At 30.7% G+C, this 12,983-nt stretch carries 10 protein-coding genes and 1 riboswitch; all 10 genes read right to left on the bottom strand.

The annotated features are described in order from the left end of the window. Positions 1–2: 2 nt before the first annotated feature. The gene (gene guaB, locus OCU47_RS00565; RefSeq protein ID WP_261826682.1) at positions 3–1,460 is read right to left on the bottom strand and encodes an IMP dehydrogenase; all 1,458 of its coding nucleotides are present in this window, start codon (positions 1,458–1,460) and stop codon (positions 3–5) included. 149 nt (positions 1,461–1,609) lie between these two features. Further along, a riboswitch (purine riboswitch) is annotated at positions 1,610–1,709 on the bottom strand. 193 nt (positions 1,710–1,902) lie between these two features. After that, entirely contained in the window at positions 1,903–4,596 is a 2,694-nt protein-coding gene (locus OCU47_RS00560; protein ID WP_261826681.1) for a vWA domain-containing protein, read from the bottom strand. A gap of 42 nt (positions 4,597–4,638) precedes the next feature. After that, positions 4,639–5,229 (bottom strand): PilW family protein, encoded by a 591-nt coding sequence (locus OCU47_RS00555; protein WP_261826680.1) that lies wholly within the window; start codon positions 5,227–5,229, stop codon positions 4,639–4,641. 13 nt (positions 5,230–5,242) lie between these two features. Continuing rightward, on the bottom strand, positions 5,243–7,378 hold the full coding sequence (locus tag OCU47_RS00550) for a hypothetical protein (protein WP_261826679.1): 2,136 nt from the start codon (positions 7,376–7,378) through the stop codon (positions 5,243–5,245). Between the two features lie 31 nt (positions 7,379–7,409). Further along, on the bottom strand, positions 7,410–8,282 hold the full coding sequence (locus OCU47_RS00545; RefSeq protein ID WP_261826678.1) for a type IV pilus modification PilV family protein: 873 nt from the start codon (positions 8,280–8,282) through the stop codon (positions 7,410–7,412). A gap of 9 nt (positions 8,283–8,291) precedes the next feature. Beyond that, positions 8,292–9,524, bottom strand: coding sequence for a pilus assembly protein PilO (locus OCU47_RS00540; protein ID WP_261826677.1), 1,233 nt, complete (start codon positions 9,522–9,524; stop codon positions 8,292–8,294). Between the two features lie 2 nt (positions 9,525–9,526). Continuing rightward, positions 9,527–10,084 (bottom strand): PilN domain-containing protein, encoded by a 558-nt coding sequence (locus tag OCU47_RS00535; RefSeq protein ID WP_261826676.1) that lies wholly within the window; start codon positions 10,082–10,084, stop codon positions 9,527–9,529. A 14-nt stretch (positions 10,085–10,098) separates the two neighbouring features. Further along, a complete protein-coding gene (gene pilM / locus OCU47_RS00530) occupies positions 10,099–11,256 on the bottom strand; it encodes a type IV pilus assembly protein PilM (RefSeq protein WP_261826675.1) in 1,158 nt (385 codons plus the stop codon). Positions 11,257–11,376: 120 nt separating this feature from the next. Next, a complete protein-coding gene (locus tag OCU47_RS00525) occupies positions 11,377–11,748 on the bottom strand; it encodes a prepilin-type N-terminal cleavage/methylation domain-containing protein (protein ID WP_261826674.1) in 372 nt (123 codons plus the stop codon). A gap of 26 nt (positions 11,749–11,774) precedes the next feature. After that, the gene (locus OCU47_RS00520; RefSeq protein WP_261826673.1) at positions 11,775–12,977 is read right to left on the bottom strand and encodes a type II secretion system F family protein; all 1,203 of its coding nucleotides are present in this window, start codon (positions 12,975–12,977) and stop codon (positions 11,775–11,777) included. Between the last annotated feature and the right edge of the window lie 6 nt (positions 12,978–12,983).

The raw sequence follows: 12,983 nt of genomic DNA, 5'->3' as shown, positions 1-12,983 counted from the left end.
ATCTAATTATTGTTAACGCTATAGTTAGGTGCTTCTTTTGTTATGTTTATATCATGTGGATGACTTTCTCTAAGTCCTGCTGAAGTTTGAACAACAAATCTAGCATTTTGGAATAAGTTTTCTAAACTTTTTGCTCCTAAGTATCCCATACCAGATCTAACTCCACCCATAAGTTGGAATATTGTATCTGTAACTGATCCCTTAAATGCTATTCTTCCTTCAACACCTTCTGGAACTAGCTTCTTGTTTCCTTCTTGGAAGTATCTATCCTTACTTCCTTTTTCCATAGCAGCTAAAGATCCCATACCTCTGTATACCTTGTAGCTTCTTCCTTGATATATTTCAATTTCACCTGGAGCTTCTTCACATCCAGCAAACATTGAACCCATCATGGCAACACTTGCACCAGCTGCTAAAGCTTTTACTATATCTCCAGAGTACTTAATTCCTCCATCAGCTATAACTGGAACCCCGTATTCTCTTCCTACTTCAGCACAATCCATAACTGCTGTTAATTGAGGAACTCCTACACCTGCAACTATTCTTGTTGTACATATTGATCCTGGTCCTATACCAACCTTAACACAATCAGCACCTGCTTCTATAAGATCTTTTGTAGCTTCTGCAGTTGCCACATTACCAGCTATGATTTGTAGGTCTGGATAAACAGATTTAATTTCTTTAACAGCATCTAAAACTCCCTTTGAATGTCCATGAGCTGTATCTAAAGTTATAACATCAACTGCAACATCAACTAATGCTTTAACTCTTTCCATCATATCTCCAGTAACTCCAACAGCTGCTCCACAAAGAAGTCTTCCTGCTGAATCCTTTGCTGCATTAGGATAAATTCTTGCTTTTTCTATATCCTTTATTGTTATTAATCCCTTTAGGTTGTTATCCTTATCTACTAAAGGAAGCTTTTCTATCTTATGCTTTCTTAATAATTCTTTAGCTTCGTCCATGCTTGTTCCTTCTAAAGCTGTTACTAAGTTATCTCTTGTCATAGCTACTGCTATTTTCTTTGAGAAATCTGTTTCAAAAACTATATCTCTGTTTGTTATAATTCCAGCTAACTTACCATCCTTAGTTATTGGAACTCCTGATATTCTGTATTGTGACATAAGATCTAATGCATCTTGAATTGTATGGTCTTCTGATAAGAAAATTGGGTTAGTAATTACTCCATTTTCTTGTCTCTTTACTCTATCTACTTCTTTAGCTTGCTCTTCTATAGTCATGTTCTTATGGATAATTCCGATTCCACCTTCTCTAGCCATAGCAATTGCCATCTTAGATTCTGTAACTGTATCCATACCCGCACTTAATATAGGAATATTTAAATTAATCTTCTTAGTTAACTTTGTCTTTAGTTCTACCTCTCTTGGTAGTATCTCTGATTTAAAAGGTACTAGTAAAACATCATCAAATGTGTATCCTGTTTTCCATATTATTGCCATCGTTCATTCCCCCTGTAATTTTATTTATAAATGAATTTTTTCTTGCATTTTGATTATTTTTCCCAAACAAGCTTGGTAATATGTATTTTCCCATAATAAAAAATGCATATTATCTCTCAAAAGTGAAGATAATATGCAATATAAATATATAGCTATACTAACTCACTTATAGAGATGGAAATTTAGGGTTTCCAGTAGAGACACCTTGCCATATTCAAGGCTTATATAAGCGTTTTTTATTCATGTTTTTGTTAAGTTTTATTTATTATAATGCAACGCTCAGTTACTGTCAACATCATGTAAACGTATAATAAAAATAAAAATTGCAAGTTACAAATCATTTATTTTTGAACATGACTTATAACTTGCAATTCGTGTTTTATTACTTTATTTACCAAAAATCAAACATCCAGATTAAATTCCACACAAATTTTCTTTATATCTAAAACAAATCTGGTAACCCATCTTTTCCTACTTTTATGGTTGCTGGCTGAGCTACATCTTCTACTTTCATACTATTAGTATATGCTCCTTCAGCTTCTGGCAATTTAATATTATACAATACTAAAACCTTGTCTCCCTGCACCAAACCGTCACCAATCTGTGATGAATTGTTGCTATCCATTGTTCCTATCTTAGTTAAGGTTCCATCTGCATTTACCTTATAAATTATTGGGGTACCTACCATTTGAACATTTGTATCTAAATCTAGTTTTACAGTTGTACCTTTGTAAAATTCAAAACTAGCCGCCATAGGTACAGTAGCAGATTTATTGAAAGTTCTATCAGTAGTATCTATTACAGGTGTCTTTGTGTTAGGATCAATGCCTCCATATACTCCATGAGTGATTGTTATCGCTGATTTTACAACTACAGTTGGAGTATCTATTATTTTTGATATATTTATTCCAATCAAGTTATTATAAGACAGAGTACTTTCAGCAAAACTTCTCTCTCCAACTTGTGTATTATTATTTAAAGTAGCTTTAAATGATATTTGAACAGGAGCTGCCTTAAATGTAGAATTGTTCGCCGTATATTTTATTCTATCTCCTAGACTAATTTCATAGCTATTACCAGTAACCTTATATTGTAATACATCACTACCTGAATAAAACTTACCAAGAGTAAACTCACCATTTGTATTAAAGATAAGCTTACTGTTCTGAATAATATATTCATTATTGTTTTCTGACTTAATAGAATCTTTTATTTTAGGCATAATATTATTATTTATCTCATTATTATCACTATTACCATAAAAATAATAATTCTGATTATTACTCAACTTATTATGCAATGCTTGTAAGGTTTTATCGTTATCTCCACCCATACATACACTGAAAACATTAAACCCTTTATCCTTAATATCTGTTAACTGATTATCTGCATAAGAATCTAGTGGTCCTGCTGTTATAAAAATAATATTTTTATAATCCGTATTTTGATTTCCAAAAAGTGTTTTAATTTTAGAGATAGCACTACCTATATTTCTACTATTCGCATCACTACTAGGGGTTGAGCTTATAATATTCTTTATAAACAAATCCTGGTCTGAAACACTTTGTGGCAGCATTTCACATCTATTTACATCATTGCTATAAGTTATTAGTGCATATCTTATATTCTTAGCTCTTAAATCATTATCATTTACAAGCTTTCCCCAAAGGGCATTCTCCACTCCAGATTTATAGTTGCTCATAGCAGCTGATGTATCCACTACGATTATTACATCATTCTTACGTCCAGCCAAATTATTATAATCACTGCAATCACTAGGATTTATACTATACGTTATATTTATAGGACTTGTACTATTTTGAACTACTTCTACTCTTTTATCACTTGTAAGATTGGCTTGTATATTTGGAACTGCATTGTCTACTATACTAATAGTATTAGTAGGCACTGAGGCTGTTAACTCAAAATTATTCCACGGAAACTTTACAATAGCTTTATCAAATACAGTAAAATTATCTCCTATTGTATTACCTTGTATTATAAATGAAAAATCTACTGGGGATGCTGAATATATTATTTTTCCCCCATCTATAGATTTGATTTTATAGGTGACATTAGGTATATCTACAGTATTACCTTCCACATTAAGATTAAAATTTTGATTAAAGTTTAACTCCATCTTAATATTGCTTACCTCATAACTGCTTAATATCTTATCAGCTATTTTTTGAAACACTACATCTACAGCCCCTGAATCTGTTGCAAAGAAGTTAGAATCATCTCCACCCATGGCTCCATGTATTCTACTTAATTTTCTATTGCTTGAACTATTTGAATCACCTAAACCATAGCCTATAGAAAACACACTATTTATTTGAGGTTTTATTAAATTTCCTACGCTAACGGCATAATCTGTATTATATCCCAAGTCATCATTATTCCCGTCGCCTGAATAGTAATGATTTTGATTATCTAAATTTAAATAAGGAGTAATTTTATATCCACTCCAACTGCTTCCTGATACATTAACTGTTCGAAATGTTGCCATTCCATCTGTCATTAAGATTAAACTCTTATTGGCAGTACTGTCACCTTGCTTTAGCATATATGCTGCTTTTCTTAGTCCTTCACCTATATTGGTTCCACCTTGTGCAACTAATCCATCTACCATATCATATAATCTATTATCAGATGCATCTAACAGATTAGTACCAATTGAATTGTAATTTGGCACCTCATGAGTATAATATTGATCTATACTTTTTGTGTTTATAGTGCCATTATACCCATCAGGATTAATAGTTGCTAAACTTGAGTATGCTACTATACCAATTTTTAAGTTCACTTGATTTTTCATTTTATCTATAAACTTTTTTGCTGCCAACTTTAAATTATATAACTTTGAATTGTCCTGCATACTCCCAGATACATCTAAAACCAAAACTATTTCCTTCTTTGGTATATCAATTTCAAAATCTTTAGGTGTAATTCTTCCATTTACGATTACATCTTCACCCTTCATTGCTTGAGTCTTTGATAATGAAATAGAAACATCGAAGCCTGGTTTGTTTGCTACATCTGCTTTAACTTTAACGAGATTAACACCTGCTATTACACAGGTAAGCAATGCAATCATAATTATACTTATTTTTTTTCCCACTTTATTTTTAAGCAAAGATTATCCCTCCTAACTTTACCTTAAGTTATGAAAGTTCCATTAATTTTTATTTCTAAACTTTACAAGTATAGAAACAGGATATTCAGCTTGTGTAACTCCTACTTTTTTCTTCAGCAATATATCAAATTGCACATAAGTGCAACTTCTGAGTGTGTTATTTTGATTATCTACAGTGTTAATCTTAAAACTTTCTACATTTGCTGATAGTGTTTTACCGCTACTAGCATTCCCTATCAAACCTGTCAAAGTTCTATTAGCTTCATCATATTTAACAGTATAAGTTTCATTACCTGACTCAGTAACATAATTAAATTTAATTTGACTGATTTTATCTGCATTTTGTCTAGTATTAAACTCATCATAAGTCATGTCCACTATATATTGAGAACCATACTGATTGATTCCACTTCCTGTTACACAATCAGTTATTCCAGTACTCTGCATTCCTACCTTGCTTATATCCCTTTGAATAGTTTCTCCATCAATTTGAAGAGTGGATTTGATATCTACTTCTGATAGCATTCCATTGTTAACTTTTAATATATTGTATATAATTCCTAAGACTATAAGCAATATGGCTGATGCTATTATTAATTCAATTACTGTGAAGCCCTTTGCCTTCTTCTTCATTAAATCCACCTCATTAATTCACGATTGTCCATAATGTTGATTTCAAATATTTCTTTATATCGTATTTAATACTAATTTGATTTAAATTTGAGTCTGTTACTCCTCCTTCTGTTCCTTGAGGAGCTCCAAATACTCTTTTAAATAAATCTAAATTTGTGGCCTGAATTCTATCAATTAAGTCCTTATCATAAGTTATATTTTGAGATTGAGTACCTACAGCTTTCAAATCACCTACTGCTAAAATTGTACCTTTAAAATCTACTTTTCCATCAATAATCACATTACCAGCTGTAACTATTACAGCATTTAAGTTGTTCCCATCTAACACAATATAAGAATTATCATAACTTCCTGCAAAATTATCTCCTTTAATTACAATTGTTTTACTAGCATCAGCATTAAAAATTGCCTTTTCAGATAAACCAGCTTGACTAGCTATAGTATAACCAGCTAAACTCGTAGAATTTAATATTGTAGAAGATGCCACTGTATCCCTAATATGTCCCAACTCATTGTATATTCCGATATCATTAGATGGTTGTCCCATTTTATACACCTTGGAAGAATACTCTAGTCTTTTATCAGTTATTGTTTGATCCACAGCATCTATTGAATAATTTGATGCTTGAACCACTGGTTTATTATTTGAATCCTTATATACTATAGCCCCAACTGAATGTGTATTAGCTTTATTTAAACTAATTCCACCATGATTGACTCTATCAATATATCTATTACTAAACTCTTCAAAATACCTACTTTTCTGCAGTGCATCTAGATTTTGTACAAGTTGTAATGAACCAACCTTTCCAAACTGACAATTTGCAAACTCACTGCTTTCAACAAGAGGAGTAGCGTAAGCTAAATAATTTCCTTTTACACCTACTGATTCTCCTGTTTGGTACCCATCACCATTACCATTGTCAGTATCAATATATGCAACTCCCATTATATAAGCATTCTGCTTAACTGTAACACTTGAATTTTGATTTCCGTTCACAATGATGCTGCTAGAAGTTCTTGCTTTAGCAGTTGAAGTGCTTGTTTTTACATTTTTATCATTTATACCATAAAAATCATTCATAGATATTACCGTATTATTAGCTTTTATAGCCAAATCATTATCTACAACCATCTGTTGTGTTATTGTTAATGACGACTGGTCTGATGCGTTATTATTAATTGTAGCTGAAGTATCATCAGCATTACCAGCATATACATTCCCTGCATATAAATTTCCATTAATATTAGCATTAGTATTATTATCAATATTAAAGGTATTAGATGTTGAAACTTCTCCATTAAACACGGCCTTAGATTGTTTTATTGTTATTCCACCATTATATTTATTTTTAGAAGTGAGATTATCTTGACCATTACCTTTAACAAGTATATTCCCATTAACATTAGCTTGAGCACTCACTCCTATATTTACTGACATATTGCCATCAACATTAATTGCTTTTTGAAGAACAGCATATTTTCCTATAGCAGTATTTTTTTGATAATAGACAACGTCACCATATGATGGAATTGTAAGTTTAAAACTTTCTTGTATAGTTCTCTCATTCTCACCTGTAGAACTTTGATTTTTAAATTTGGATAATATTTTTATACTGTAGTTTTTTCCATCTGCACTAAGAGTAATTCCACTATCAGGATCTATTGTTAAAGTTGGTTTATTACTTGGAAGATTAACTGAAGTATCTTCAATTGCAAAACCACCAGCTCCATCTGGTTGTATCTTACTAATGTATTGCATATTTGCAATAGCTCTTCTAAGTTCATCCTTACATCTTATAGTAAAAGAGGTGTCAATAGGATTTACTGGCCCTATAAATGTTTTAAATGCAGTTTGAAATGTATTATTTATGTTTGCGTCAGTTGCATCTTGAGCATGAGCTAATTTAAAATCTTTAGCAGCCTTATCGCCATATTTTACTGCTGCATCAAAAGTTTTAGCTATTATATTAGAAGCTATATCTAAGCCTGATTCTGAGCTATATAAATTTTCTAATCTTCTGTTCTCATTAGTTCTTAATTTAAATTCCCCTGTAGTCATTGAAATCATAGCTGTACCAAAAACAATTAGCATGCCAAAAATAATTACTACCACAATTAAACTTGAGCCTTTCCTTTTCTTTCTCATGTAATCACCGCCCTTTCAAATATAATTATCTCTATTTGATATTCTTAACAGCATGACCAACAAACAAACTTGAATTATCCTTTGTCACCTCCACCATTATGTCATACATATCTCCAATCTTAGCGGCATTAGGATCTTCAGGACGATTGTTATAAATGTTAATTGGATTGACATATTGATTCACATTTACAATTATATTATCTGTTTTTTGTAAACAAAGATTTACATATTTATCATCTTGATTATATACATTAACATATACAGGATTGGCTGCATATTGTGATTGATTAGTTAAAATATACTTACTAAAATTTAGTGCTAAATTTAAATCTTTTTTGTCATTTGGATCACTACTAGGATTTCCTGAAGCATCTTTAGTTGTAACAGTTTCATTTATTTCACCATTATTTATATCCACAATTCTGTCATTTCCACTTTTCTGTACTTTAATTATTATCTTGTTATCAGGAACCTCTTTTACATCTGCAGGATTACTAGAATTTTGTGATATTATAGTAGGTTGTTCGTTTCTAACCCCAATACTATACTTACCATCATATTTAACCTCTTCAGTATTAGCACTTTCTAAAGTATTCTTAACATTTAATGTAACAGTTACCTTATAACTGTCTACGTTATTTAATACAAAAACATTATTTGCTACATTATTATCAAAAGTTATCCCTGTAAAATTAAAGCTAGTCCCCTGCTTAGCTATATTTACTGCTCTAAGCTGCTCTAAAACTTTTTGTCCAACTAATGTAGCTTTTTGCTTTACTTCTGCTCTTTTGTTGGTTCTCACTGTAGTTAATACCATAGATGATACTGGAACTAATAATATTCCAATTAGTGCTATACTTATTATAAGTTCAATCAAAGTAAAGCCTTTCTTTTTTTCACTCATAGTAATCACCTACTTTTGGTTAACATTAATTTTATTACCTTCACCAGCAACCTTTATCCTAGGACTGCTGCTATCATCTCCACTAACTTCTACATTCACTAATTTATCTGTATTATTTATTAACTTAATCTTTGCTCCTGATTTATCATCTAAATCTACTCTTTTCTCACTTGAAACTTGAATAGTTATATTTCCAGAATTAGGCGTAAATTCTTGTCCTAAAGAATTTAAATCTGCTGGATAAGCATTACTTCCAACCCTATATTTATAATAATATTTATTATCTTTTTGACTTATTGTAAATTCAACAAGTTCCTCATTATTACTATCTGCATAAACATAAGTTAATCTTGAATTGTCATTAGACTTTCCAACCATTACTGCTGGTAAATCTGATTTATTAGACTTCGCAGATATTACAAAATCATTTTGATTTTTATTTGTCTCATCTGAACTTGCTATTGCCTGCATAGAGCTTGTTGTAGAATCAGAATTAAATGGTATGTCCTTTCCATAAACTCCACTTAGTGCCCATGATAAATAGTTATTATCACTATCATCTATCTTGGGTACAGAATAAAATTCTAATGTCATAGTACCTGCCACTTCATCTATGCTCTTTTGAGTTAAAGATAAAGTATTAACTACTATTCTTCTTTGAAAATTACTAACATTATCTAAAAATTTTTTTAAATCCTTATAAGATGATGAGAATGACAAAGTTACTTTAAACTGTTGTACAGTTTCAGTAGTCTTTTGAGCATTACTTGAATTATTATCATTCTGTTGAGATGAAGTATTTTGTTTATTAGAATTAGTCATTGATTTATATTCTTTAGTGATAGGATCAAAAGTACTGTCTCCCAATTGGGTTGAGTCTATTTTCACCCCATCTATTCCTTGCACTACTATAGGATTAAAATTTATACTACTTTGAATTTCACTATCCTTCAAAAGCTTGTCTAAATCTAGAATAATTTTTTCTTGCACTAATTTAGGATATAATCTAGAAGTTTTATCATCTATCTTTGCATCCAATATTTTCATATCACTCTTTTTTCTTTGTAAAGAACCAATAGTTTGCATAGCCACATCGTACTCTGCTTCCTTAGTAGCATTTATGCTCTTTAATTCCTGAACCCATTTTGTTTGAAGTTTATATATAATCTCATAATATGCAAATCCTACAACTACAATCGCTAAAATGTACAGTAAAAGTTTATCCTTCTTGCTAATTTTCATATCTATTTTACCTCCTTTAACACACATTTTATATCAAAGGAATACTCACCATCTAAAGCACCATCTCCAGATATGGCTCCTATATATACATCTTGTATATTACTTAAATTCTTTAAATTGTGCTCAATCTCTCCAATGGCTTTTCTGCTTTTTGACATTGCTTTAATATTTATAGCACTAGTGGTAACATCTATACTCTTAAAATAAACATCACTAGGTAAAGTTGCACTTATAGAATTTAATAATTTAGTTGTAACTATATCTCTAGAATTCATATTTTTGCTTATATCTGCAATTCCATGTTCATATTTATTTAATATTTCTAACTTTTTATTTACTACCTTAGCTTCATCAAGTTTCTTCTTAGTGTCAGAGTCTGTTAATTTAGCCTCATATTTTGCTATAGATGTCTTATAATAAATCATCTTATAAGAGTTTACACACAATGTAACTAATATAAATAAACCTATTACAACTGCGGCACCATAAATATATATCTGCGTATTTATGTTTTCTTTCTTCTTGCCTTGATAAGGACTAAAAAAATTAATATCTCTCATCTTTTCATTTCCTCCTACAGTCTTATAATAGATCCAATTACATTTATATATTTAGCTATATCTATATCCTTAGGTTTAATGGTTACATTAGGTAAAGTACTTATTTTCATTGTTTTGATTCCCAATTTCTCTGCCATATATTTAGGCAACCCGTTCAAGTTACTTGATCCACCATACAAAATTATATTAGAAATTTCATTTTCAAAACTTTTATTTTTATAAAATTGAATAACTTTTTCTATTTTTTCAATCCATTCATCAGCTACATCTTTCACACAATCACTGAACTTATCAGTTTCTGTAAAATTCAAATGTATTTTTTCTTTCTTGTCCTGCTCCAATGTTTTTCTTGTACTATGCTTTCTTTGTATCAGTGCATCATCAATATCTGCACCACCTGTTCTTATTATTCTTGTAAAATCTAAAATTCCTTTACGATTATATATGTTTATATCAATGGACTTTACCCCCATATCTATAAAAGCCAAGGAACCATCCTCACTATATGGAAAAATCTGATTTATACCAATGTTATTTATTAATTTATTTAGAGAGTTATAATTTACATCTAAAGCATACGGTCTCAATCCCAAACCATTAACTAGTTCATAATATGCATTTGCGGTTCTTTCGGGATATGAAATTGCACGAACACTAAGTTTCTTTTGATTATTTTCTTCTATTTCTTCAAGTACGCTCGTTTGAAGTATATAATCATTCAAGTTTATTGGTAGATATTGCTGAATTTCATATTTTACAACTGTTGCTAATTCATCTTCTTCTACTTTTGGAATAATCAACTCTCTATTTATGATTGAGGAAGAGTTGGTAGTGCAAATTACATCTTTTACTCTTATCCCATTATCCATTAAGGTATAGTTTAAAGCAGCCATCAAAGCACTAGAATTTGTTATCTTTCCATCCTCAATAGACCCATCAGGGGTTGCAGTTTCAAACAACTTATCTATTGATAATTTATTTTTATAATAGCTTCCCACTGCAATCTTTATGCTACTAGTGCCTATATCAAAAGCTACAACTGTTTTCTTCATCTCAAACTTAGGCTTACTGCTCTTTTTCTTCTTCTTTTTTATGGTAGAAAATTTTCCAACTATATCTTTAACGTCCATCTGCAATATGCTTTTAGCTTGGGTTTCATTCTTCTTTTCCATATAATCTATAACTCCCCTCACTTAAGAATTTTAATAACTTATAAATCTATTTTGGCTGAATTTAAGTAAAGTGTAAAGTCATTATGACTTTACACTTTAAGTAATTAATATGTGTTTATATTAGTTTGGATATACAGGAACACTTGCATTATCTATATATATTTTTATATCTCCATTAGACATAGTATACGTAAATGCAGTCCCTCCCTTAGGTTTTTTAGCTCCATCCAACTTGTTTAAAATACTATCTGGAACGGCAACATTTGATGCTGTGTCAGCAACTGCTCCTGATGAAGCAGTAGTTTCAGCAGCAATTAATGAGTGTATTGTTTTTGCTGTAGCCAAATCTGCACTAGCGTTGGCATTCTTTCTGATTTCACTGAATTTTGGTATAGCTACTGCTACTAATATTGCAATAATTGCAATAACGATGATTAATTCTATTAGGGTAAAGCCTTTTCTCTTTCGTTTGGTTTTTAGTAGTTGTTTCATGGAATGATCCCTCCTATAATTTGTTTTTATATTTGTGTATAGCTGTCATACATAGGAAGCATAATTGAAAGAATTATAAATCCTATGACAAGCCCCATCACCACTATTAATATTGGTTCCAATAAAGCCACTGTAGATTGTATGGTTGTTTCTACTTCTTCATCGTAGAAATCTGCTGTTTTATTTAAAATATCATCTAATGATCCAGTTTCTTCTCCTATCTTAACCATAGATGATAACATTTCCGGGAAAATACTTTCTGCTTTAATACTTGAATATAAGCCTTCTCCTCTAACTACCTTTTCTTTTATATTTAACAATGAATTCTCTGCTATCTTATTACCAACTACCGTTGAAACAATTTGAAGTGCTTGTACCAAAGTGATTCCACTTGCTAGTAAGGTTGAAAGAGTTCTTGTAAATCTTGACACTATAATCTTTTGATTAAGCTTCTTTATTATAGGCAATTTCAATTTTAACTTGCTCATAAAAAGAGTTCCATTATCTGTTTTACAATAATACTTAATACCTAAAACTGCTGCTAATACTACTACTGCACATAAAATAAAATGATTGGAAAGTGCATTACTTAGCCACATTAAAAACCTTGTATTCCACGGTAACTTTGTACCAGTTTGATTGAATAAATTCATAAAAGTTGGCATTACATATGTTAAAATAAATATTAGAACGCTTATAGCAACGACACTTAATACTATAGGATAAATCATTGCCCCTTTTACCTTGTTATTTACTTTATTCTCTTTTTCATAATGATTAGCCATTCTTAACAAAATTGTATCTAAGTTACCACTAACCTCTCCTGCTTCAACAAGGTTAACCAAAAGATCTGGGAATACATCTTTATATTTCTTCATTGAGCTAGACAAAGAATTTCCCTTTTTCACCTCTTCTTCAATCTCACCTACAGCCTCTCTAAGTCTTGGATGTTCAACTTGATTAGCTAAAACATTCAAACAGTTTGTAAGCGGCAGCCCTGCATTTAACATTGTATAGAACTGCCTGCAAAATATTGCTATATGCTTGGTCTTTACTTTTTTATTTATTTTGAATTGAATATTACCATTTTCCTTAATTTCCTCAATCATAAGTGGATAATACCCATTGGATGAAATCATGGATAAAACGTCATTCTGAGATTGTCCTTCATATATGCCTTCTATTTTATTTCCCTCTGAAGTCATGGCTCTATATTTAAATTTTGACATAGCTCA

Source organism: Clostridium sp. TW13 (genome assembly GCF_024345225.1).
GTDB lineage: Bacteria > Bacillota > Clostridia > Clostridiales > Clostridiaceae > Inconstantimicrobium > Inconstantimicrobium mannanitabidum.
This window is presented reverse-complemented; position numbering and strand designations above follow the sequence as displayed.

What these genes read in the sequence shown, in the direction of transcription:
- guaB (WP_261826682.1), bottom strand. Translation starts at nt 1,460, where the DNA reads ATGGCAATAATATGGAAAACAGGATACACATTTGATGATGTTTTACTA.
- OCU47_RS00555 (WP_261826680.1), bottom strand. Translation starts at nt 5,229, where the DNA reads ATGAAGAAGAAGGCAAAGGGCTTCACAGTAATTGAATTAATAATAGCA.
- OCU47_RS00550 (WP_261826679.1), bottom strand. Translation starts at nt 7,378, where the DNA reads ATGAGAAAGAAAAGGAAAGGCTCAAGTTTAATTGTGGTAGTAATTATT.
- OCU47_RS00545 (WP_261826678.1), bottom strand. Translation starts at nt 8,282, where the DNA reads ATGAGTGAAAAAAAGAAAGGCTTTACTTTGATTGAACTTATAATAAGT.
- OCU47_RS00540 (WP_261826677.1), bottom strand. Translation starts at nt 9,524, where the DNA reads ATGAAAATTAGCAAGAAGGATAAACTTTTACTGTACATTTTAGCGATT.
- OCU47_RS00535 (WP_261826676.1), bottom strand. Translation starts at nt 10,084, where the DNA reads ATGAGAGATATTAATTTTTTTAGTCCTTATCAAGGCAAGAAGAAAGAA.
- pilM (WP_261826675.1), bottom strand. Translation starts at nt 11,256, where the DNA reads ATGGAAAAGAAGAATGAAACCCAAGCTAAAAGCATATTGCAGATGGAC.
- OCU47_RS00525 (WP_261826674.1), bottom strand. Translation starts at nt 11,748, where the DNA reads ATGAAACAACTACTAAAAACCAAACGAAAGAGAAAAGGCTTTACCCTA.
- OCU47_RS00520 (WP_261826673.1), bottom strand. Translation starts at nt 12,977, where the DNA reads ATGTCAAAATTTAAATATAGAGCCATGACTTCAGAGGGAAATAAAATA.